The organism is Actinoplanes auranticolor (assembly GCF_018332655.1).
Lineage (GTDB): Bacteria > Actinomycetota > Actinomycetes > Mycobacteriales > Micromonosporaceae > Actinoplanes > Actinoplanes auranticolor.
In genome coordinates, this window is the sequence record NZ_BOQL01000026.1 from 1 (window position 1) to 20823 (window position 20823).

Below are 20823 nucleotides of genomic sequence, written 5' to 3' on the forward strand. Positions count from 1 at the left end.
TCTCCTGCTGGAGTACTAGGTCCCCGACTTCGAGCCTGGAGTCGCCGTCGAGACCAAGCTCGACGGGGCGGTGGAGGTCCCGGCCGAGCCAATTGCCAACCCACGGAGCGCCCACACCGATGGTTGCCAAGAGCAGGGATACAACCGCGGCGGGCCAGGCGACCGGCTCGGGGAGGAACCAAGCAGCTGTCCCGACGAAAATCGCGGCCGTGAACGTAGCAAGGGTCAGTCGCCCTAACGCTGCTTGCATGGGGCCATGGTAGTTGGGGCGTCCTGGGATTCTCCCGGCGAAGTATCTGAGGGCCCGCGCCTGGTCGCTTCGCTGGGCGCACCCCGGCGGTTCGCGCCGATCTCAGGCGGCGAACCGCCGTGCGACGCGACGACGCTACGACCGAGGCACCACACCGGCGGCCTCGGCGCTCGACGCGTCCCGGCGCTGGGAGATGCGAGCTGCGGTCGACCGATTGCGTACGGCAATCCTTCGGCGGCACCGCAGCGGAGACGTCCGGCGGGTCGGACCCCCGGACCATCCCGGCCAGTTCTCTGTCACCCACGCGATGTTCTGCAGCGCAAGTAGCCGGTGACATCGACCATCGGCGGATCTTGGTAGACCGACGCTGTCCGGAAGGCAGCGGCCCGTTCAGATGGGATCTTTGGACCGCTCGATCCGGCGGATGACATGTCCGGTGGCGATCACCATGACCGGCCCCGGACCGACGGGAGGCAACCACGTCGCCGGGTCACCCAGCGCCGCATCCACCTCAGCATCCGTCATCCGCGGCGCACGCGGCTGGTCCTCGTAGCGATCGGTAGGCACAAGGTCGATCAGATCCCGCTCGATCATGCTCCTGACGATGGCGGCGAAGCCGGGAATCAGCGGAGTGATAGCGGCGAGGTCGCCGCTGAACCGCCAGATGCCGTTCTCCTCGCGGTGCCCGAGGTAGTCGCCGATGACCTGGTTGAGCCACGCCTCCTCGAGCGCGTTGACCAGGACCACGCTCTCCTCGCGGCTCAGTTCGTCCCAGATGCCCATCAGCTGACCGTCTTGGCGGGCACGATCGTGGTTGCCATCATCCGGGGTTCCTCGTGACTGTTGGGCGCGGCGGCGTGCAAGGTGTCGCAGTGCATGACGAAGACGTCCCCGGGGCGTCCGCTCAGTTCGACGACGCGCAGGTCCACGTCGTCGATGCGGGTGCCCTCGGTGCCGGTGATGTACCGGGTGACCAGGTGGTGCGATCCGGTGACCACCAGCGTGCCCCCACCCCGCGCCGGCAGGTCGTGCAGGATCGTGAAGAGTTGGACAGCGCGTAACGCCGGGCCGGGTTGCAGCGGGACGAAATCGTTGTGCCAGGCGGCACCGTCCGGCAGGGTCCACTGCCGGCCCGGGGAGGGAAAGGTTCCCAGGAGCCGGCCCCAGCGACGGGGTGGTTGCCAGCGACCGGCCCTGAGCAGATCGTCGAGGGCCCCGCGCACCGTGGCGCTGCCGAGCGCCTGGAACTCGGGCGTGTCGGTGACGGCGCGCAGGCCGGTGATCTGGCCGGCGGGCCAGGTCTGCCGACGGTCCCGGATGACTCCGTGGCTGCGGTGCAGGTGGTCCCAGATCCGATCGACCATGGCGGCGGCTTCCGGCCCCGGGATCGCGCCGGGGAGGCGCAACATCCCGGTGCTCCGGAACGCGGCGAGCTGATCGTCGTCGAGCAGGGAAGAGGGGCGCACCGACCCATGGTGAGTCAACCCGGCGGAAATCTCGCGAGCATTTCGGCGGCGGCCCCAACCAGGCGGCGGCCCAACCAGGCGGTGAAAGAGACTCAGTGGCTGGCCTTGAGCCCGATCACCCCACCAATGATCATGACGAGAAAGACGATCTTCATCGCTGAGGCCGGCTCCTCGCCGGTAGCCATCGCATAAGCGACAGTCAGCGCCGCCCCAATCCCCACCCACACCGCGTAGGCGGTACCGACCGGCAGGGTGCGCATCGCATACGCCAGACCAGCCATGCTCGCGACGATCCCGACGAGGAACACCACCGACGGCACGAGCCGGGTGAACCCCTGCGTCTTACCCAGCGCCGTGGCCCAGACCGCTTCGAACACGCCGGACAGCACGAGAATGAACCAGGACATCGAAATCTCCCGCGTGCCGTCTTGTCGCTGACCGGGTACGGCACCCTCGTCCGGGAGCTCGGTTGAACTCTGCCCCCAACCTGACATACCCGCCCGTACGGCGCAATGTTGCCTCGATCACCGGACGGGGCTCACACCACGTACGGGTGCCACGGGAAGCGGACCGCGATCGTCGGGTCGTCCTCCAGGAAGGCCACGAACGCCCGGACCACCTCGTCGACGTTGACCACCTCCGCGCGGAAGTGCTTCTCCGGTCCGCCGTCCCGCCGTTCCAGCACGTACCAGCCCGGCCGGGTCCCCGCCCACGTGCCGTACGCCGCCTGGATGTACCAGCCGTCCACCCGCTTCAGCACCGCGTAGTGGTTGTCCGCCGACAGCCGCACCAGCTCCCGGCGTACCAGCTCGCCGTCCGGGTCCCGCAGGGCCCGGCCCCGGGTGGAGGTCAGCTCGAACCGCCACGCCGCGCCGGCCGGGGTCCGCAGCCGGTTGTCCTGCGGGTCGTAGCAGTTGAGCCCGTGCTCACCGGCCAGCCCCGCGGCCCAGGCCGAGACCTCCTCGCTGCGGCGCCACACCATCGGGAAGTACACCAGCGGGCCGCGGGCCTCGTTGAGCAGCGGGCCGGTCGACCACGGGCTGTCCTCACCCGCGTCGGTGCCGATGTCCGGGTAGCGGTCCAGCAGCGCCCGCACATAGGCCGCGATGCGCGCCGTCGGCTCCACGCGGTCGGGCGACCCCACGTAGCGGTCGTACAGCTGCTTGAACTCGGCCGCCGCGGCGAGGTCGTCCGCCGGCCGGTCGCCGTCCCACACCGCGAGGTCGTATGACATTGCGCAAGACTTTACCCAGTGCCGGGCCGGATGGCGGTGCCCCGGATGTGCGGGGCCGCCAGGCTGCTCGGTCCGGCCGGCGGAAAACGGAACTGTTCGAGCTGAACGATGACGAATCCGGCAGCGACGATGGCGGTGGCCGTGTCCCGGCCGGTGTGGCAGCCGCCGAACAGTCGCGGCCACAGCGTCGCGTCGGCCAGCCGCTGAGCGCGGCGCATCATGCCCGGCTCGTGCGCGGCGACGTGCTCGAAGAACCGCAGCTGCCCATCCGGGCGCAGCACCCGCCGGATCTCGGCCAGCGCCGCACCCTGGTCCGGCACCGAGCACAACACCAGCCCGGCCACCGCGGCGTCGAACCCGCCGTCCGCGCCGGGCAGGTGCTCGGCCAGACCTTCGACAACCTTCACCGGTACGGGGGCCCGCCGCGCGGCAACCGCAGCGGCGGCCCGCAGCCGCGGCTCCGGCTCGACCGCCACCACCTCGGTGACCTCGGCGGGGTAGTGCGCGAACGTGAGCCCGTTGCCCGCCCCGACCTCCACCACCCGCCCCGACAACCCGGCCACCAGCGCCTGCCGCTCGTCGGCCATGCCCGCGCGGTCCATGACGACGCTCAGCCGTTCGTAGACCCGCGCGAACACCGGATGCGACGTCACGGTCCCTCCAGCACGGCCAGTTCAGCTGTCACGCCGAAGTGATCGCCGGCCCAGACCCCGTCCGACGGCTCGTCGAAGACGCGCTCGCAGGAGGTGATGCGCAGCGGATTGACCGGCGAGAAGGTGTCACCTCCGGGTCCGGGCGCCCACGCGTCCCGGTAGGCGACACTGCACCCGTCGAGCGACTGCCGCCCGGTGAGGAACCGGATGCCTGCCGACTCCGGCTCGGCGTCGAAGTGACCCAGCAGCACCACGTGCGCCGGGCGCCGGCGGTGCCGCTCCTCGACGTACCGGGCGGTGGCGACCGCCTGCAGTTCGCGTTCGTGTTCGTAGCCCAGCCACGGCGACGGCTTGTGGTGCGCGAGCAGCACGGGGCCGATCGGCGCCGGAACATCGATCTCCGCGCAGGCGAGCCGCCCGGTCAGCTCGGCGGGATCGACGCGGTCGGTGACGCGCAGGTGTCGCTCCTCGTGCCGGTGGACGGGCCAGCGACTGGCGATGGAACAGCCGGACCCGTCGGCCTCGCGCCCGGCCTGGTGCCGGACGTGGTAATACGCGCCGAGCAGGTCGGTGACCTGGTCGTAGTCGTCGGTCACCACGGCCTCCTGAAAAGCGACGATATCCGGGTCGAGACGCCGAAGACCTTCGATCAGCACGGTACGGCGGCGAGCCCAGTCCCCGTGCCGGTTCCACAGGTTCATCGTCAGCACCCGGACGCTGCTGACGGCACCCTCTACCGTGGACCCGTTCGTCACGACCCCACCGTACCGAGCGTCAGGATGAGGTCCCGGTCTTGCGCAGCGAAGTTCTGTTCCTCGGCGGCCGGGCCGGCGTCGGCAAGACCAGCGTCGGCACCGAGATCCACGTGCAGTTGTCCGCCCGGCACGTGCGGCACGGCCTGATCGAGGGCGACAACCTCGATCTCGCCTACCCGCCGCCGTGGGAGCATGGCCTGGCCGAACGTAACCTGGCCGCGATGTGGGCCAACTACCGCGTCCTCGGCTACCGGCGGCTCATCTACACCAACACGGTGAGCGTCCGCTTCGTCGACGCGCTCACCGCGGCGATGGGCGACGATCCGCGGGTCACCGCGGTGCTGCTGACCGCCGACGACCGTACGGCGCGGCAGCGGCTGGCCCGGCGCGAGATCGGCACCGCGCTGCAGCGTCACATCGAACGCAGCGACCTCGCCGCGCGTGAGCTGGCGGAGCTCAGCCCGCCGTGGGTGCACCGGATCCGCACCGACGACCGTCCGGTCGCCGACCTCGCCGCCGAGATCATCGAGCTGACCGGCTGGACCGGCGCGGGCCCGGATCAGGCGTGAGCGCCGGCGGCAGCAGCGCTTCCAGCTGCCGGACGACCTCGTCGACCGGGGCGGTCGCGTCGATCTCCGCGGTCGCGGTGGCCCGCAGCAACGGTTCCACGTGGGCCAGGTGGTCGAGGACGGCCGCGCGTTCCGCCGGGCTCTTGCCGTACGGGTTGTCGGTGCGCGCCGCGATCCGGGCCAGCAGCACCTCCGCCGGTGCGCTCAGCAGCACGACGTGGTCGAACGAGGCATAGAAGTCGCCCTGGTTGGACTTGCAGCCGGCCACGAACAGCTCGCCCGGTTCCCGCAGCAACGCCGTCAGCTCGGGCTCGCGCCAGATCCAGTCGGCCGAGCCGTCGGGCAGCGTCACCCAGCGGCTCCACCGGTCGGTGTCCGTGTCGACCGTGCGGTGCCCCCGCGCCTCCAGGGCCCGCAAGGCCGTGGACTTGCCCGTCCCCGACATGCCGGTGATCAGAATCTTCGCAGTGGACCGCGGGCTCATGGGGCGAGGATACGAGGCGTTAGCGTGGTCCGGTGACGGTGCTGAGCAGTCTCGGGTCCTTCGTCGTCGTGGTCGGGCTGCTCACGCTGACCCCGGGCATGGACACCGCGCTCATTGTGCGTACCGCTGCCGTCGGCGCCCCGCGCCGCGCCTGGGGTGTCGTGCTCGGCATCCAGAGCGGCACCCTGGTCTGGGGTCTGCTCACCTCGGCCGGCATCACGGCCCTGCTGACCGCCTCGCGGCTCGCCTACGACGTCCTGCGGTGGGCCGGCGCCTGCTACCTGATCTGGATGGGCCTGTCCATGCTGTGGGCCGCCCGCCGTCACCGGGCCGAGCCGCTCGTCGTCGCGGAGGCGCCGGGATTCCGGCGCGGGCTGCTGACCAACCTGCTCAACCCCAAGATGGGCGCGTTCTACGTCGCCCTGCTGCCGCAGTTCATCCCGCCGGGCGTGTCCCCGCTGGCTTTCGGGGTGCTGCTGACCTGCGTCCACATCATGCTGGGCACCGCCTGGTCGGCCGTCCTGGTCGGGCTCGCGCACCGGCTGCGGGCCCTGCTGCGGCGGCCGGCGGCCCGTCGCCTGCTGGACCGGATCACCGGAACCGTGATCACCGCCTTCGGGCTGCGGCTCGCGCTGAGCAGCAGCTGAGCGGCCGCTAGCCGTCGGCCCGCCACACCTGCCGGGGTGCGAAGCCGTCCCGCGCAGCCAGTGCTCGGTGTAGACGATGCGGTCGGCCGGGATGACCACCAGCGGTCCGGTCGGCGGGTCGTCCAGCGACCGGGACCGTTCCACGTGGTCGGACTGCCAGCGCACCGCCGGCCAGTACCCGGCGAAGTCCGGGTCCGCCGCGGTCAGCACCCGGGCCCGCCCGAAGATCTGCGCTCCGCGGCTGCTGGCCTGGCCCGCCAGCGGGGCGAAGACGCCGACCGAGACCCGCGGGTCGGCGGCGATGTTGCGCAGCTTCGGCGAGCCGGCCGCCGCGGTGAACAGCAGCGTGAAGTCCAGGTGGAAGTAGCGCACCGGGGTGGCCAGCGGCCCGGCCGGTCCCGCCGTGGCCAGCACGCACATGTTCTGCGACGACAACAGGTTCAGCAGGCGTTCCTCGAGGCGGGGGCGGTCGAGGCGGGCGGTGGGCGGCGGGCCGGCCAGCCAGGGGTTGGTCACGGGCATGAGTGATCCTGGCCGATCAGCGGGAGCAGAGTCGACAGGTCGTCCACCGCCAGCTCCGGCACGTGGGTGTCCGGGTCGTCGCGGTACGCCGCCGCCGACGGATAGCCGCAACAAGGGTCGCAGTGCGCCCGACCTCGTGGGGCGCACTGCCCGCCGAGCGGAGCGAGGCCATTCAGCTCAGCCGCGCTCGCGCAGAGTGGCCAGCACCGTCAGGACGCCGGGCCGTGGTGTGCGGACCGTGGCCGCCCCGGCGAGCTGGACCGCCGTGGCCGCGTCGAGCGCGGCCGGCGTGGGGGTGACGCCGCAGCGCTGGGCGACGGCTTGCAGGGTGGCTCTGGTGTCGCCGAAGGCGCCGGTCGCCCGCTCGCGGAACGTGGCCGCCATCGTCGTGGCGAAGGCGTCCGCCGGCATCCCGAGGGCCGCCGCGGTCGCAGCGAAGGAGGCCAGCCGGCCGGCCTCGGCGGACGGGTCGGTCAGCGTGCCGAAGAAGTCGAAGACGACGGCTTTCATCGCACGGCGTGCGGGGCGAGCACGGCAGCGCAGCGCAGGTTGCGGTAGTGCCCGCGGTAGTCCAGGCCGTACCCGACGATCAGGCCCGCCGGCACGTCGAAGCCGATGTAGGTCGGCACGCCGAGCTCCGGGGTGTCCGGCTTGCGCAGCAGCGCGGCCACCGCGATCGACGCCGGGCCGCGCTGGCGCAGGTTCGCGATCAGCCAGGACATGGTCAGCCCGGTCTGGATGACCGTCTCGGCGATGACCACGTCCCGGTCGGCGATGTCCAGATCAAGATCCTTGAGCAGGCGTACGGAGCCCGAAGCGCGCTTGCTCGTGGTGTACGACCGGATCGCCATCCAGTCGATCTCCACCTGGCTCGGCAGGGCCCGGGCCAGGTCGACGGTGAACGTGGCGGCCCCGCCCAGTACCCCCACCAGCACGACCTCGCGGCCGGCGTAGTCCTTGCCGATCTCCGCGGCCAGTCCCTGCACCCGGGTGTGGATCTCGTCCTCGGTGAGCAGCACGGACTCGAGGTCGTCCGCGACGTGGTCGGCGTCCACCGTCATCTCCCTGAGAATTCGCCGCGCCTCGCAGCCCCCGCGAGGTCACGCCGGAATCCTGACATGCGGGGCCACCGCCGCCAACACGAGTCCGGCTCCGGCAGGACACGTCGAATCGCCGACATCCGCCCTGGCCGGGCGGCAGACTGCGGTCATGCGCCGGCTCCGCTTCGCCCCGGTGGCGACCTGCTACGTCGTGGTCGTGGTGATGCTCACAATCACGGGCCGGCTGTCGTTGCCGTACGCGGACCTGGCGATGTTCGTGGCGGTGGTGCTGACCATGCCGGCCGGTCTGCTGTCGCCCCTGCTGGCGCTGGTCCCGGGCCACTTCGGCTGGTACGCCCTGCCGCTGCTCGCGGTACTCAACGCCTTCGTGGTGCGCCTGCTGATCCGGGTCCTGCCCCGCGACCCGGTCGCGCGGGACGTGGAGAACAGGCTGCACAGCGCGCTGGTGTCGACCCGGCTGAAGGTGACCCCGATGATGCACGCCGGCTCACGCCGGGAACGCAGCCTGCTGCTGCGGGACGTGCCGATCGCCTATCCGCAGCTGGTCGGCGTCTACCACGACCTGTGGCGGGACTCCGGCCTGCGGGTGCGGGAGCTGCCGGAGCCGCTGGCGCTGCAGGCGTACGACGGCGAGGGTTACGCGTTCTCGCTGCGGGCCGGACCGGGCGTCTTCGGTGACGCGGTCCTGACCGTCGCCCCGCCGGCCGCCCGGCGCTGGGGGTTCGCGGCGGGGCTGGCCGCCGGAGGAGTGCCGTGCGTGGTCGCGGCGCTGTCCACGGCGTACCTGGCGCTGCTGCTCACCGGCTGCGGCGCGCTGGTCGGCGGGCTGGCCTGCCTGACCGCGCCGCGCACCCGGGCGTTCGGCCGCGGACTGCTGCTGGGTGGCGTGCCGGCGCTGGTCGTCCTCCTGCTGTATGGCTCAGCGTGACCGTCTCGGACCGGTCAGGTGCATCCACGCGTCGTTTGTCCACATTCCCGGCCTGGTTTCGCTGTCCGCAATAAGACTCCTGTAATGTCCGCGCGTCCCACTATTCATGTATTCATCACGACGGTGGAGTTGTGGCATGGCACAACGGTTCACGCTCGACGAGATCCGGACCCGCACCTACAAGGATCGCGACGCCTGGTGGACCGTGTGGCTCGTCGACCCGCTGGCGTCGCGCCTGGTCTGGCTCGTGGCCCCGGTCCGCTGGATCACCCCGAACCTGCTGACCATGTGCGCGTTCCTGCTGGGGTTCGTGGCCGCCTACTGCTTCGTGCAGGGCGACTACCCGTGGTTGGTGGCCGGCGCGGTCGTCTTCCACATCAGCTTCGTGCTGGACTGCATGGACGGCAAGATCGCCCGGCTCAAGGGTACGGGGTCGGTGTTCGGCGCCTGGCTCGACTACGTCTTCGACCGGCTGCGCGTGGTCACCTGCGCGGTCGCCCTGATGGTCGGCCAGTACGCCAAGACCGACAACGTGGTCTACCTGTGGCTGGCCGGCGTGGTCGTCTTCCTCGACATGTTCCGGTACCTGAACGCCCTGCAGATGGGCAAGGTCAAGACCGACATGCGGCGCAACCTCGAAGCCGCCCGCGGCGAGGGCCCCGATCGGCCGGTGTTCGTCGAGGAGACCAGCGAGCAGCAGCCCCTGGGCCCGGCCGGCCCGGTGGCGGGTGGCCCGGCCGAGGCGGCTCCGGTCGTCGACGTGTACGGCGAGTTCCGCGCCAAGATGGGCCCGCTGATGCGGCTCCGCAACGCGCTGGCCCGGCAGCGCATCCGGGCGCACCTGTTCAGCGGCATCGAGTTCCAGATGTTCATCTTCATCCTGGGCCCGCTGACCAACCAGATCATCTTCTTCATCGTGCTGTCCGCGGTGCTGCTCGGCGGCTTCGAGCTGCTTTTGATCTACAAGCTCTACAGCGCCACCAAGGTCTACACCCGCGAGCTCGCCAAGATCGGCGCCTCCGAGGCCGACGCCCAGGCGGCGGCCGTGGCGGCCGGCGCGCCGGCCGGTGACGAGGACGACGACGAGCTCTCCGGGCAGCGCATCTCCGCCTGAGAGGCGGGGCGTCCCACCGCATGGCCGGTCAGCGTGGCAAGCTGACCGGCCATGAACGTATCCGCGGTGCGCCCGGAGTGCGCGTGAGCGCCCGGTTCGAGGAGCTGGCCTGGCGCGAGACGCCGATCGGCGAGATCAGCCTGCGCCGCCGCCTCGACCCGCGGCTGCGGGTCGACGTGTACGAAGTCAAGATCAATGACGAGTTCCTGATGTCGAGCCTGTTCACCGTGGCCGAGATAGAGCTGGCCCGGCTGGGGCTGGCGGCGCTGCCCGCGGGCGCCCGGCCGGACGTCGTGGTCGGCGGGCTCGGCCTCGGTTACACCGCACGGGCGGTCCTGGAGGATCCCCGGGTGGCGTCGCTGGTGGTGGTGGACGCGGTGGCCGAGGTCATCTCCTGGCACGAGCGCGGCCTGCTGCCCGACGCGGCGGCGCTGGTGACCGATCCCCGCAGCCGGCTGGTCGAGGGCGACTTCTTCGCGATGGCGGCGGGGCCGGACGGTTTCGACCCGGCCGAGCCGGGCCGGCGTTTCGACGCGATCCTGCTCGACGTCGACCACAGCCCGCGGCACGTGCTGGCCCCGGCGAACGCGGCGCTCTACACCGTCGACGGGATACGCCGGCTGACCGCTCATCTGCGGCCCGGTGGAGTCTTCGCGCTGTGGTCCGACGACCCGCCGGACGCCGAGTTCGAGGCCGTCCTGGCCGAGGTCTTCACCTCGTCGGCGGCGCACGTGGTCTCGTTCCCGAACCCGCTCACCGGCGGAGAGTCGGCCAACACCGTATATGTAGCTACATAGCCGGGCATACTGGCGATCGTGGACGACCACCCTCTCGAACCCGGCGAGGACGCCACGACGTTCTTCCAGCCGCGCGCCGAAGTCTTCGTGACCGTGCTGTGGGTGTGCGCGGCCGTGTGGTTCCTGTGCCGGGGCCTGTCGGTGCTGGTCCAGGTGCTGCTCGGGGACGTGCCGACGATCGGTGAGCTGATCCGGGTGTTGGAGAGCCTGCTGGTCGTCCCGGTGGTCACCGCGAGCGTGGTCATGCTGGTGGTCTGGAACAGGCTCGGCTGGATGAAGAGCTCCGTCTACGGCCTGGAGTTCGCGGCGACCGGGCGTCGCGGTGTGCACCTGCGCTGGGCGTCGATCGCCTCGGTGGGCCTGCGGCGCTGGGGCCCGTTCACGGAACTCGTGGTGACCCCGACCGACCTGGCCGCGGTGACCGAGCTGCCCGGTCCCGGGCGGCGGCCGCGGGTGCTGCGCCGCGCGTCCGGCCCGGCGTTCCTCATCGACGTGGGCCTGATGTCGCCGGGGCCGCAGACGTTGCTGGCCGAGCTGCACCGGCGTATCCCGTCCCGGGTCTGAGTCTCCGCACTCCTTGACCGCGGCCGCTCGCCGCCCTATGTTTAACGCATCCGTTAATTAACGAAGGTGTTAAACAGTGACCGACCGGCTCAGCGTGATCTTCGCGGCCCTGGCCGACCCGACCCGCCGGGCGATCCTGGCCCGGCTGGCCGAGGGCGACGCCACCGTCTCGGAGCTGGCCGAGCCGTTCTCGATCAGCCTCCCGGCCATCTCCCGGCACCTGAAGGTGCTGGAGCAGGCCGGGCTGATCACCCGCAGCCGCTCCGCGCAATGGCGCTCCAGCAGCCTGCAGGCCGAGCCCTTGCGCGAGGCCACCGCGTGGATGGAGCGGTACCGGCGGTTCTGGGACGTCAACTTCACGCGCCTCGACGCGCACCTGCATCGCATCCAGCTTCAGGAGAGAGAGTCATGAGCGACGCCACCACCGAACTGGTCCTCACCCGCATCTTCGACGCCCCGCGGGAGCTGGTCTACCGCGCGTTCACCGACCCCGACCAGCTCGCCGCCTGGTTCGGCCCGGTCGGCTGGTCGGTGCCCCGCGACAGCGTGGACATCGAGGCCAAGGTCGGCGGGCACCAGCGTTTCACCATGGTCAACGACGAGGACCCGGCCCAGAGCTCACCGGTCGACGTGACCTTCGTCGAGGTCGTCGAGAACGAGCTGCTGGTCGGCCAGGAGAACGCGTCCGAGATCCCCGAGTTCGCCGGCTCGGTGATGCGGATGCGCCTGGAGTTCCACGACGAACCCGGCGGCCGGACCCGGCTGGTGCTGACCCAGGGCCCGTACACCGAGGACTTCGTCGAGATGGCCCGCGAGGGCTGGGGCAGCTCCTTCACCAAGCTGGACCGCACGCTCGGCTAGCCGCGGGTGCCCGCCAGCGTGTCCGGGGCGCCGAAGGTGACCGGCACGCCGGGGGAGTAGAGCACGCTCACCGGCGGACCGGCCGGTGCGGGCAGGCCGGCCGCGGTGAGTAGCTCGTCGTCGAGCTCGAGCAGCTCGGCACGGTGCAACGGCCAGCGTGGGTGCTCGTTGGGCAGGTGCAGGCTGCGGCCCCACGCGTGGGTGTGCAGGCCCCAGCGGGCGGTGACGAAATGCTCGACCGCGGACGGCTCGGCGACGGGGGCTCCCACCCGTACCGTCATGGCGCTGGCCGCCCCGCGCGGGCCGGGCCAGCGCCGCCGGCTGGTGTAGCGCAGCACATCGCCGGTCTTCTCCAGGCGCATCCGCGCCCACTTGTACGGCAGCCGCAGCGACACTTGCGCGGTCAGCACCGGCAGCAGCCGCTCGGCCTCCAGGGATAGGAAGACGACGGCCCGGCGCCCCCGGGCGTCCACGCTGTACAGCCGTACGTTGGTCTCGCAGAACGTGCCCAGGTACGGGATGCCGGGCCCGCGCAACGGCCCCAGCTTCACCATCCGGAAGCCGATCAGCCCGACGTAGGTCACCCCGTCGAGGGTGTCCGGGACGGTGCCGCGCGGCAGGAACGGCGCGACCGTCTCCGGCGGCACCGCCCAGTGCAGGAACGCGAGGTCGTGCCAGCTCTGCACCAGCAACGACCGGCGTACCGGCCGTACCGTCTCCGGGGTCACGTCCTCGATCCGCACGCTCCCCATCATGCCGGGGCCGGGCGCGGCGCCGGAGTGATCTCCGTCGCCGCGCCGGCCGGGATCAGCGGGTGAAGCGGCTCAGGATGCCCTTCTTCACCTGGGAGGGCCGCTGCTGCTCGCCGGCGAAGGCGCTGACCACGATGAGCGCACCGGTCAGCGCCGGCACCACCCACTGCAGTGCGGAGAGCTTCTTCTGCGCCCGTACCACCTCGATCGGGGTGTCCACCGTCGACTCCGTGCCGGAGGCGGCGGGCACCGCGGTGTCCTTGGCCACCTTGCGGCCGAGCAGGCGGCTGTAGCCGGTCACGCCGAGCGCGGCCACCGTCAGGCCGGTCTTGGCCAGCGACATGGTGCCGACGCCCTGCTGAGCGGCCAGCCGCCCGCGGTTGCCGACCAGCTCACCGACGCTGCCGGCCAGGTGCGCGCCGATCGCGGCGGCGTTCACCGGGGTCCACTTGTTCCAGCCGGTGTTGGCGACCCGGCCGGTGCTCTCCGGGTCGGCCGTCTCCGCGGCGGCGGGGTTGAGCGCCACGGCGTTGGCCAGGGTGCCGCCGAACCAGGCGGCGAGCCCGACGTCGTGCAGGGACCGGGAAAGAGTGTCCTGTGCCAAGGTGTCCTCCAGAGTTCGCGCAGGTGGGGTACCTGAGCGAGCTACCCGGGAGGGGACGCTCTACACGGCCGGTGCCCGATCGAGTCCGGCCCGGGTGGTGTCCGGTGCCACACACGCTGATCCTTGCGCGGCGCTTCGTCCGTATCGTTGATGTATCCCGGTCACGCCAGCCCTTCGGAGGACCCGCATGCCGGTACCGCGCCGCACCCGCCTGTTCCCCCTGATCCCCGTGGTCGTGGCGCTGATCGGGCTCGGCTGTGTCTCGGCGCCCGAGAACGCGGGCGGTGAGCAGGCTCCGGCGGCGACCCGGACGGCCGGTGGTGAGGATCCGGACGGCACGGACACCCCGGCCGAGTTCAAGGCCGACATCGGTGATGCCGAACGGGTCGCCGAGGCGTACTGGAAAGAGAAGTTCAAGGCCTCCGGGCTGGACTTCGAGCCGGTCGCGCAGCTGATCCCGTACGAGCGGGAGGGCGAGGTGGAGTGCGGCGGGCAGGGGCTCGGGCTGAACAACGCGGCGTACTGCTCGGCCGGTGACTTCATCGCGTACGACATCAACTGGGCGTTCGCCGCGTTCCGGCAGATCGGTGACGCCTTCATCTTCTACCTGCTCGGCCACGAGTACGCCCACGCGATCCAGCTGCGGCTCGGTATCCGGAAGAAGTTCACCATCGAGCAGGAGCTGCAGGCGGACTGCATGGCCGGGGCGTACATCGGCGACGCCGAGCGCAAGGGCACGCTCAAGCTCGACGACGGTGACCTCGACGAGCTGGCCCGGGGCCTGGAGGCGGTCGGCGACGACCCCGGGCAGCCGTGGTTCGCCGAGGGCGCGCACGGCTCGGCCAAGCAGCGGACCAGGGCCTTCGACAACGGATACCGGCGTTCGCTGGAGCCCTGCGACGTGTCGTAGCGGTCACACCGGAGCCCGTGACGGCCGGCCGGCGGGGACAATGGGCAGGACATCGGACGATCGGCTCGGGAGGCCTGCCCTGACACGCACACAACCGGCTGCGGTGCTCTTCGACATGGACGGCACGCTGGTCGACAGCGAGAAGGTCTGGGACGTCGCGCTGTACGAGCTGGCCGAACACGCCGGCGGCAAGCTGTCCGAGCCGGCCCGGCTGGCGATGATCGGCAGCAGCATGGCCACCTCGATGCGGATCCTGCGCGAGGACCTGGCCCAGCCGGACCGCGACGAGGCCGCCGACGTGGCCCGGCTCGAGCACCGGGTCGAGGAGCTGTTCGGCAACGGTCTGATCTGGCGCCCGGGAGCATTGGAGCTGCTGCGCGCGGTCCGTGCGGCGGGACTGCCGACGGCGCTGGTCACCTCGACCGGGCGCCGGCTCGTCGAGGTCGCACTGGACACGCTGGGCCGGGAGAATTTCGACGTGGTGGTCTGCGGCGACGAGGTGTCGGCCCCGAAGCCGGACCCGGCGCCGTACCGCACGGCCGCCGAGCTGCTCGGCGTGCCCATCGAGCAGTGCGTGGCGATCGAGGACTCACCGACCGGCATGGCCAGCGCGGTGGCGTCGGGGGCGGCGGTGCTGGCGGTGCCGGCCGAGCTGGAGCTGCCGCCGACCGACGGCGTGCACTTGCGGGACTCGCTGGAGGGCGTCGATCCGGCCTTCCTGGCGACACTGCTGGCGTCCGCCACCGCCTGAGCCCCGCGCCGCTCTGCCGCGCCGCGTTGGTTGGCGTCCGCGTTACTTGGTGCGCACCGCGCGAGCCCGCGCCGGATTCGGCGCGGGCTCGCGCGGTGCTCTCAGTCGTGGGCGATCGCGCCCAGGACGTTCAGGCGGGCGGCGCGGATCGCCGGCAGGACCGCGGCGATCACCCCGACCAGGGCGGCCAGCACCAGGTACGTGCCCATCCGTTCCCACGGCAGCACCAGCTCGGTGATGCCGTCGCTCTTCAGGGCGCGGGTCACCGCCGTACCCATCCCGGCCCCGACGACCACGCCCAGCAGCGCGCCGAAGACGGAGATCACCACCGCCTCGACCGTCACCATCCGCATCGTCTGCGCCCGGCCCAGGCCGACCGCCCGCAGCAGCCCCAGCTCGCGGGTGCGTTCCAGCACCGACAGGGCCAGCGTGTTGATCACGCCGAGCACCGCGATGAGGATGGCCAGCGCCAGCAGGATCTGGATCATCGTGATGAGCGTGTCGAAGGTGGCCGCCTGCTCGTCGACGAACGCCTGCGCGTCCTGCGCCGACACCTCGGGACTGTCCGCCAGCAGCGCCTTGACCTGCGGCAGCACCTGGCTGACCGCGTAACCGTCGGCGAGGCGCACGAAGCCCATCGTCGGCTGGGTGATGCCGAAGTCCTTGGCCGCGGCGACCGGCAGCACGTAGCTGCCCGGCAGGCTGTCCTCCGGGTAGACGGCCGCGATCGTGTACTCGCGGGGATCACCGCGCGCCGGCTGGATGGTGAGCTTGGTGCCGACCTGCCACCCGTAGTCCTGCGCCTCCGGGACGCTGACGGCCAGCTGGTCGTCGCGCAGGGTCGACGGCGTGCCGACCGCGGTGTTGCCGAACGCGTCCTTGAGCCCGGCGAGGTTGTCGGTGGCGTTCACGTAGTGGTTCTCGCCGTTGATCGTGACCTGGTCGTTCCAGAGGCCGGCGACCGCCCGTACCCCCGGGATCTTCGCGGTGTCGCGCAGCACCGCCGGGTCGTAGGTCGGCGGCCGCGGTCCGTTCTGATCGCCGCTGATCACGACCTCGGCCTTGAGGATCGTGGCCGCCTCGGCCTTGAGGCTGGCCTTGGCCGAGTCCATCACCACGGTGACGCCGGTGACCAGCGCGATGCCGACCATCAGCGCGGCCGCGGTGATCGCGGTGCGGCGCGGGTTGCGGCCCGAGTTGAGCCGGCCCAGGCGCCCCGGCAGCGACCAGGAGAAGAGCCGGCCGATGGCGGAGACGACCGGGCGGCTGATCAGCGGCGTGAGCAGCGCGATGCCGATGAACGACACCAGGACGCCGGCCAGGATGGTCCAGAGGGTGGCGTCGCCCATGTCGGCGAACAGGCCCAGACCCAGTCCGGTCGCACCCGCCGCGGTCACCACGCCGCCGGCCACGCTGACCTTGGTGAGCGGCCGGTCCGGCGTCGCGACGTCCTGCATGGCCGCGACCGGCGCGATCCGCGAGGCCCGCAGCGCGGGCAGGACCGCGGCGACCACGGTAACCAGCACCCCGACGACGAACGAGCTGATGATCGCGGTGAGCGGCACGCCCACCGTGCCGAGCTGCATGCCACCCCCGGCGAACGAATTGAACAGGTACGCCAGCAGCGCGCCCACCCCGACACCCGCCGCCAGGCCGAGCACCGAGGCGATCAGACCGATCACCACGGCCTCGACCAGCACCGAGCCGATCATCTGCCGGCGGCTCGCGCCCAGCGCCCGCATCAGCGCCAGCTCCCGGGTGCGCTGCGCGACGATGATCGAGAACGTGTTGAGGATCAGGAAGATCCCGACGAACAGCGCGACGCCGGCGAAGCCGAGCAGGATGTTGGTGAAGAAGCCGAGCCCGGCCTGCAGGTCCGCGGAGGTGTCGGCGACGAGCTGGTCACCGGTCTTGGTCACGTAGCCGTCGCCGAGGGTGGCCGCGATCCGGTCCCGCAGCGCCTCCGGCGTCACGCCCGGCTCCGCCTGTACCCGTACGGAGCTGTAGACCCCGGTCTGGCCCAGCATCAGCTTCTGGGCCACCGGCTCGGTGAAGGCCACTTCCTGCACGCCGCCGAGGCTGTCGCGGTCGCCGCTGTAGCCGTAGATGCCGACCAGCTTGAACTCTTTTTTCGGTTCCAGGGTGAGCACGCCGACCCGGTCACCGACCTTGATGCCGGCGGCCTTGGCCACGGTCGCGTTCACCACGAACTCGTCGTCCGCGGTGGGCCCGCGGCCTTCGCGCAGCTGCACCAGATCGTCGGTGCCGGCCCAGGCCGAGCCGATGCGCGGTGGGCCGACCGAGGTGAGGACCTTGCCGTCACTGCCGATCACCCGGGCCCCGTCGGCGTCGACGAGTCCGGCCGCGCTCTTCACGCCGGGCACGCCCCGCACCTGGGCCAGGGCGGACGCGGGCAGCGGGGTGACGACCTCTTCGCCCTCGAACTCGGAGACCGCGACCTTGGGCTTGGCGGTGACGCCCACGTCGGTGGTGGAGTAGGCGCTGGCGAACAGCGAGTCGAACGACTTGCTGAGGGTGTCGGTGACCACGAACGCGCCGGCCACGAACATGACGCCGAGCACGACGGCGAGCCCGGACAGGATGAGCCGCAGCTTGCGGGCCAGCAGGCTCTTCAGGGTCGCGCGCAGCATCAGAGCATCACCGGTTCGGCGTGCGTGTCCAGGCGCTTCATCATGTCCAGGACGGTCTCCGGGGTCGGGCCGGTGAGCTCGTCGACGATCGCGCCGTCGGCCAGGAACACCACCCGGTCGGCGTAGCTGGCGGCGACCGGGTCGTGGGTGACCATGACGATGGTCTGGTTGTGCTCGCGGACGCTGGCCCGCAGGAACGACAGGATCTCGGCGCCGGACCGCGAGTCCAGGTTGCCGGTCGGCTCGTCGGCGAAGATGACGTCGGGCCGGCCGATCAGCGCCCGGGCGCAGGCGACGCGCTGCTGCTGGCCGCCGGAGAGCTGGCTGGGCCGGTGGCTGAGCCGGTCCCGCAGACCGACGGTGTCGATGACGATGTCCCACCACTGCGGGTCGGGCTTGCGCCCGGCGATGTCCAGCGGCAGCCGGATGTTCTCCTGGGCGCTGAGCGTGGGCAGCAGGTTGAACTGCTGGAAGATGAAGCCGACCCGGTCACGGCGCAGGCGGGTGAGCGCCTTGTCGCCCATGCCGGTGATCTTGGTGCCACCGACGTGCACCTCACCGCGGTCGACCGTGTCCAGCCCGGCCAGGCAGTGCATGAGGGTCGACTTGCCGCTGCCGGACGGGCCCATGATGGCCGTGAACCTGCCGCGCTCGAACTCGGCGCTCACGCCGCGCAGCGCGACGACACGCGCTTCGCCGGTGCCGTAGACCTTCCAGACCTCGCCGGCCCGGGCGGCCGCCGGTTCGCGGGAATCCGTGGTTGTCACTGTCGCCCCCTGGAGAACGTGCTCGATGTTGTCCGGCTCAGTCTTTCGGTGCGGGCGGGCCGGGGCGTCCGCCCAGCGGCGTAGCGCAACGCGGAGATTTCGGTGGGGGTGCCACCCAAGGAATGCTCAGGGTTACCCCCTGGCGTCACATTGACGGTTGACAGACGTCAGCACTGACGTCATATTGACGTCATGGACCTGACGCCGTACCTCGAAACGCTCCGCAGCGACCTCAGTGCCGCCGCTGCCCCGGGTGGTCCGGAGACCACCCGGGCGGCGGACCTGCTCGGTCACGCCCTGGAGGCGTCGGCCCGGCTGGCGCTGCTGCAGGCGCTCTCGGACGCGGCGGCCGAGATCACCACCCGCCTGCACGGGCCGGTGGTGGACGTCCGCCTGCGCGGCCGCGACGCGGACCTGGTGGTCACCCAGCCGGTGGTGGAGCCGGACATCGACCTGCCGCCGGCCCCGGCACCCCCGGTCGACGGTGGTGACCTCGCCCGGCTGACCCTGCGGATGCCGGAAGCGCTCAAGACCCATGTCGAGCAGGCGGCGGCGGCCGAGGGCATCTCGGTCAACGCCTGGCTCGTCCGCGCGGTGAGCGTCGCTGCCGGCGGCGCCTCGTCCCCGCCTTCCCCGCCTTCGCGCCGGGGCGGCCCCGGCAAGCGCATCACCGGCTTCGCCCAAGCCTGACCTGCTGTTCCTCTCCGAAGGGAAAGACCATGTACGAGTTCGATCGTTCCACCCCCGTGACGGTGTCCCTGCGCCTGCAGCGCGGCTCGGCAGACCTGGTGGCCGAGGACCGGCCGGACATCCAAGTGGAGGTCCAGCCCGAGAACGGCACCGAGGACCGCTTCACGGTGACGCTGGAAGGCGACACCCTGGTCGTGCACGCGCCGGAGTCGACGGGGGACTGGCGCCGTGGCCCGACGGCCCACGTCGTGGTCCGGGTGCCGCTGGACAGCACGCTGGCGGCCAAGTCGCCCTCGGCCGACGTACGCGCGACCGGCCGCTGGGCGACCGCGCAGGTGAACGCCGCGTCGGCGGACGTGTCCGTGGACGAGGTCACCGGCGACGCCTCCCTGAAGGCGGCCAGCGGTGAGGTCGCGGTCAACCGGGTCGGCGGCTCGCTGCGGATCGGCAGCTCGTCGGGCAGCCTGCGGGTGGGTGACGTCAGTGGTGACGTCAAGGCGGACACGGCGAGCGGTGACATCACCATCCGCCGGGCCGGCGGCTCGCTGCAGGCCGACACCGCATCAGGCCACATCGAAGTGGGCACGGTGAGCCGGGGCAAGACCCGGCTGGTCACGGCATCCGGCGACGTCTCGGTCGGAGTGGCCGCGGGTACGGGGGTCTGGCTCGACCTGAACACAGCCTCGGGATCGACGACGAGCGACCTGGCGATGGGCGGCGGGGCGCCCGAGGGTACGCGGGAGGCGGCGCTGGAGCTGCGGGTGCGGTCGGCCAGCGGGGACATCGACGTCCACCGCGCGATGGGCGACCTGCCCACCGCGGCCTGACCCTGTCCGGCCCGGTGCCGGCGGTGTCAGCCGCCGGGGCGGACCAGACCGGTCTCGTAGGCCAGGACGACGGCCTGGACCCGGTCGCGGAGGCCGAGCTTCGTCAGCATGTGGCCCACGTGGGTCTTCACCGTCGTCTCACTGACCGTGAGGGCCCGGGCGATTTCGGCGTTCGAGTGCCCCTTGGCCACGTGGGCGAGGACCTCACGCTCCCGGTCGGTCAACGTCTTGAGCGCGGGCGCGGCCGCCGTCGTGGCCGGGGCGGGCAGAGCCTCGGCCAGCCGGGTGAGCAACCGGGCCAGAATCGCCGGCGCCACCACGGCGCCCCCGGCAGCGACGGTACGGACAGCGGCAACCAGCTCGGCCGGCGGCACATCCTTGCAGAGGTAACCCATCGCCCCGGCCGCAACCGCCCCGGCAACCTGCTCATCGGCGTCATGGGTGGTCAGGATCAGCACCCGCACCGGCAACCCGGACTCGACGACCGAACGCGTCACGGCCAGCCCGTCGAGCCGGGGCAGCCGCAGATCCATGAGCACCACGTCAGGCAGCAACCGCCGGGAAAGATCAACCGCCTCGAGCCCGTCACCGGCCTCACCGACCACGGTGACGCCGCCGGCATTGGTGAGCGCCATCCGCAGCCCGGACCGCAGCATCGGCTGATCATCGACGAGCAGGACCCGCACCGGCCGCCCGTTCGCCACGTTCGCAGCCGCGCCGTTGACCCCCGTCACCGCTTCGCCTCTCCGCTCCGGCGGCTTGATCGCGGCCGCTCGCCCGGAGCCCCTTCGCCGGCCCCGCGCCCACCCTAGGGGATGCTGCCGTGATCAAGGCCCCGGCGTGTCGCCCTTCGGACGCGCCGGCCGACGACCCTGCGCCAAGGGGTTCTCCGGGCATCCTTGGTCGTTGACCCGGCGCTTGCGGATAGCGCCGGTGACCCAGCGCCTGGAGAGCCGGGCACGCACG

The 20823-nt window shown here is 71.6% G+C and carries 27 protein-coding genes, 1 pseudogene and 1 riboswitch; of the genes and pseudogenes, 12 read left to right on the top strand and 16 right to left on the bottom strand.

The genetic code is table 11. The annotated features are described in order from the left end of the window. The 7 genes from Aau02nite_RS15775 to Aau02nite_RS15805 form a co-directional block, all read right to left on the bottom strand. Window positions 1–250 (bottom strand): hypothetical protein (locus tag Aau02nite_RS15775; RefSeq protein ID WP_212989183.1); only part of this gene is annotated, 250 nt, incomplete at its 3' end. A 390-nt stretch (window positions 251–640) separates the two neighbouring features. Further along, window positions 641–1033, bottom strand: a complete 393-nt coding sequence (locus Aau02nite_RS15780; protein WP_212989184.1) for a hypothetical protein — start codon at window positions 1031–1033, stop codon at window positions 641–643. Next, window positions 1033–1716, bottom strand: a complete 684-nt coding sequence (locus tag Aau02nite_RS15785; protein ID WP_212989185.1) for a phytanoyl-CoA dioxygenase family protein — start codon at window positions 1714–1716, stop codon at window positions 1033–1035. The genes Aau02nite_RS15780 and Aau02nite_RS15785 overlap by 1 nt, the downstream gene beginning before the upstream one ends. Before the next feature lie 92 nt (window positions 1717–1808). Beyond that, complete coding sequence (locus tag Aau02nite_RS15790; protein WP_212989186.1) at window positions 1809–2123, bottom strand: DMT family transporter; 315 nt, start codon at window positions 2121–2123, stop codon at window positions 1809–1811. 10 nt (window positions 2124–2133) lie between these two features. Further along, a riboswitch (guanidine-III (ykkC-III) riboswitch) is annotated at window positions 2134–2196 on the bottom strand. Window positions 2197–2254: 58 nt separating this feature from the next. Further along, window positions 2255–2950 carry a hypothetical protein gene (locus Aau02nite_RS15795; RefSeq protein ID WP_212989187.1) on the bottom strand — a complete coding sequence of 232 codons (696 nt, stop codon included), beginning with the start codon at window positions 2948–2950 and terminating at the stop codon, window positions 2255–2257. 11 nt (window positions 2951–2961) lie between these two features. Then, a complete protein-coding gene (locus Aau02nite_RS15800) occupies window positions 2962–3603 on the bottom strand; it encodes a class I SAM-dependent methyltransferase (RefSeq protein ID WP_246595178.1) in 642 nt (213 codons plus the stop codon). Then, window positions 3600–4358: an endonuclease/exonuclease/phosphatase family protein gene (locus Aau02nite_RS15805; RefSeq protein WP_212989188.1), complete on the bottom strand. Its 759-nt coding sequence runs from the start codon at window positions 4356–4358 to the stop codon at window positions 3600–3602. Before Aau02nite_RS15805 ends, Aau02nite_RS15800 begins: the two co-directional genes overlap by 4 nt. A 38-nt stretch (window positions 4359–4396) precedes the next feature. Here Aau02nite_RS15805 and Aau02nite_RS15810 point away from each other — a divergent pair, with 38 nt between their 5' ends. Beyond that, window positions 4397–4927 (top strand): hypothetical protein, encoded by a 531-nt coding sequence (locus Aau02nite_RS15810; RefSeq protein ID WP_212989189.1) that lies wholly within the window; start codon window positions 4397–4399, stop codon window positions 4925–4927. On the opposite strand, the gene Aau02nite_RS15815 is transcribed toward Aau02nite_RS15810, so the two are convergent. Further along, window positions 4881–5411, bottom strand: coding sequence for an AAA family ATPase (locus Aau02nite_RS15815; protein WP_246595179.1), 531 nt, complete (start codon window positions 5409–5411; stop codon window positions 4881–4883). The genes Aau02nite_RS15810 and Aau02nite_RS15815 overlap by 47 nt on opposite strands. A gap of 32 nt (window positions 5412–5443) precedes the next feature. Here Aau02nite_RS15815 and Aau02nite_RS15820 point away from each other — a divergent pair, with 32 nt between their 5' ends. Continuing rightward, window positions 5444–6058 carry a LysE family translocator gene (locus tag Aau02nite_RS15820; RefSeq protein WP_212989190.1) on the top strand — a complete coding sequence of 205 codons (615 nt, stop codon included), beginning with the start codon at window positions 5444–5446 and terminating at the stop codon, window positions 6056–6058. Window positions 6059–6065: 7 nt separating this feature from the next. Here the strand turns inward: Aau02nite_RS15820 and Aau02nite_RS15825 are convergent. From Aau02nite_RS15825 to hpt, 3 genes and pseudogenes are all read right to left on the bottom strand, one after another. Further along, window positions 6066–6580: pseudogene (locus Aau02nite_RS15825) on the bottom strand (pyridoxamine 5'-phosphate oxidase family protein). Window positions 6581–6757: 177 nt separating this feature from the next. After that, the gene (locus tag Aau02nite_RS15830; protein WP_212989191.1) at window positions 6758–7090 is read right to left on the bottom strand and encodes an HAD family hydrolase; all 333 of its coding nucleotides are present in this window, start codon (window positions 7088–7090) and stop codon (window positions 6758–6760) included. Next, the gene (gene hpt, locus Aau02nite_RS15835) at window positions 7087–7635 is read right to left on the bottom strand and encodes a hypoxanthine phosphoribosyltransferase (protein WP_212989192.1); all 549 of its coding nucleotides are present in this window, start codon (window positions 7633–7635) and stop codon (window positions 7087–7089) included. The genes Aau02nite_RS15830 and hpt overlap by 4 nt, the downstream gene beginning before the upstream one ends. Before the next feature lie 154 nt (window positions 7636–7789). Between hpt and Aau02nite_RS15840 the strand changes: the two genes are divergently transcribed. The 6 genes from Aau02nite_RS15840 to Aau02nite_RS15865 all read left to right on the top strand — a co-directional run bounded on the left by Aau02nite_RS15840 (window position 7790) and on the right by Aau02nite_RS15865 (window position 11905). Then, the gene (locus Aau02nite_RS15840) at window positions 7790–8569 is read left to right on the top strand and encodes a hypothetical protein (RefSeq protein ID WP_212989193.1); all 780 of its coding nucleotides are present in this window, start codon (window positions 7790–7792) and stop codon (window positions 8567–8569) included. Window positions 8570–8705: 136 nt separating this feature from the next. Further along, complete coding sequence (locus Aau02nite_RS15845; protein ID WP_212989194.1) at window positions 8706–9683, top strand: CDP-alcohol phosphatidyltransferase family protein; 978 nt, start codon at window positions 8706–8708, stop codon at window positions 9681–9683. Between the two features lie 83 nt (window positions 9684–9766). Next, complete coding sequence (locus Aau02nite_RS15850) at window positions 9767–10480, top strand: spermidine synthase (RefSeq protein WP_212989195.1); 714 nt, start codon at window positions 9767–9769, stop codon at window positions 10478–10480. 18 nt (window positions 10481–10498) lie between these two features. Next, window positions 10499–11044, top strand: a complete 546-nt coding sequence (locus tag Aau02nite_RS15855; protein WP_212989196.1) for a hypothetical protein — start codon at window positions 10499–10501, stop codon at window positions 11042–11044. 76 nt (window positions 11045–11120) lie between these two features. Beyond that, window positions 11121–11456 (top strand): ArsR/SmtB family transcription factor, encoded by a 336-nt coding sequence (locus tag Aau02nite_RS15860; protein WP_212989197.1) that lies wholly within the window; start codon window positions 11121–11123, stop codon window positions 11454–11456. After that, complete coding sequence (locus Aau02nite_RS15865; protein ID WP_212989198.1) at window positions 11453–11905, top strand: SRPBCC family protein; 453 nt, start codon at window positions 11453–11455, stop codon at window positions 11903–11905. The genes Aau02nite_RS15860 and Aau02nite_RS15865 overlap by 4 nt, the downstream gene beginning before the upstream one ends. On the opposite strand, the gene Aau02nite_RS15870 is transcribed toward Aau02nite_RS15865, so the two are convergent. Beyond that, window positions 11902–12648, bottom strand: coding sequence for a YqjF family protein (locus Aau02nite_RS15870; RefSeq protein WP_246595180.1), 747 nt, complete (start codon window positions 12646–12648; stop codon window positions 11902–11904). The two genes, Aau02nite_RS15865 and Aau02nite_RS15870, sit on opposite strands and share 4 nt — an antisense overlap. A gap of 64 nt (window positions 12649–12712) precedes the next feature. Next, window positions 12713–13261: a hypothetical protein gene (locus tag Aau02nite_RS15875; RefSeq protein WP_212989199.1), complete on the bottom strand. Its 549-nt coding sequence runs from the start codon at window positions 13259–13261 to the stop codon at window positions 12713–12715. A gap of 187 nt (window positions 13262–13448) precedes the next feature. Here Aau02nite_RS15875 and Aau02nite_RS15880 point away from each other — a divergent pair, with 187 nt between their 5' ends. Both Aau02nite_RS15880 and Aau02nite_RS15885 read left to right on the top strand, forming a co-directional pair. Then, a complete protein-coding gene (locus tag Aau02nite_RS15880; RefSeq protein WP_212989200.1) occupies window positions 13449–14171 on the top strand; it encodes a neutral zinc metallopeptidase in 723 nt (240 codons plus the stop codon). 103 nt (window positions 14172–14274) lie between these two features. Beyond that, the gene (locus Aau02nite_RS15885; protein WP_212989201.1) at window positions 14275–14922 is read left to right on the top strand and encodes an HAD family hydrolase; all 648 of its coding nucleotides are present in this window, start codon (window positions 14275–14277) and stop codon (window positions 14920–14922) included. 101 nt (window positions 14923–15023) lie between these two features. Here Aau02nite_RS15885 and Aau02nite_RS15890 read toward each other — a convergent pair whose 3' ends face one another. Together Aau02nite_RS15890 and Aau02nite_RS15895 are read right to left on the bottom strand one after the other, a co-directional pair. Continuing rightward, a complete protein-coding gene (locus Aau02nite_RS15890; protein ID WP_212989202.1) occupies window positions 15024–17573 on the bottom strand; it encodes an ABC transporter permease in 2550 nt (849 codons plus the stop codon). Beyond that, window positions 17573–18340, bottom strand: coding sequence for an ABC transporter ATP-binding protein (locus Aau02nite_RS15895; RefSeq protein ID WP_212989203.1), 768 nt, complete (start codon window positions 18338–18340; stop codon window positions 17573–17575). The genes Aau02nite_RS15890 and Aau02nite_RS15895 overlap by 1 nt, the downstream gene beginning before the upstream one ends. A 192-nt stretch (window positions 18341–18532) precedes the next feature. Here Aau02nite_RS15895 and Aau02nite_RS15900 point away from each other — a divergent pair, with 192 nt between their 5' ends. Both Aau02nite_RS15900 and Aau02nite_RS15905 read left to right on the top strand, forming a co-directional pair. Further along, window positions 18533–19030: a toxin-antitoxin system HicB family antitoxin gene (locus Aau02nite_RS15900; RefSeq protein WP_212989204.1), complete on the top strand. Its 498-nt coding sequence runs from the start codon at window positions 18533–18535 to the stop codon at window positions 19028–19030. Window positions 19031–19059: 29 nt separating this feature from the next. Beyond that, a complete protein-coding gene (locus tag Aau02nite_RS15905; protein ID WP_212989205.1) occupies window positions 19060–19857 on the top strand; it encodes a DUF4097 family beta strand repeat-containing protein in 798 nt (265 codons plus the stop codon). Between the two features lie 26 nt (window positions 19858–19883). Here Aau02nite_RS15905 and Aau02nite_RS15910 read toward each other — a convergent pair whose 3' ends face one another. Further along, window positions 19884–20513 carry a LuxR C-terminal-related transcriptional regulator gene (locus tag Aau02nite_RS15910; RefSeq protein WP_438841143.1) on the bottom strand — a complete coding sequence of 210 codons (630 nt, stop codon included), beginning with the start codon at window positions 20511–20513 and terminating at the stop codon, window positions 19884–19886. Between the last annotated feature and the right edge of the window lie 310 nt (window positions 20514–20823).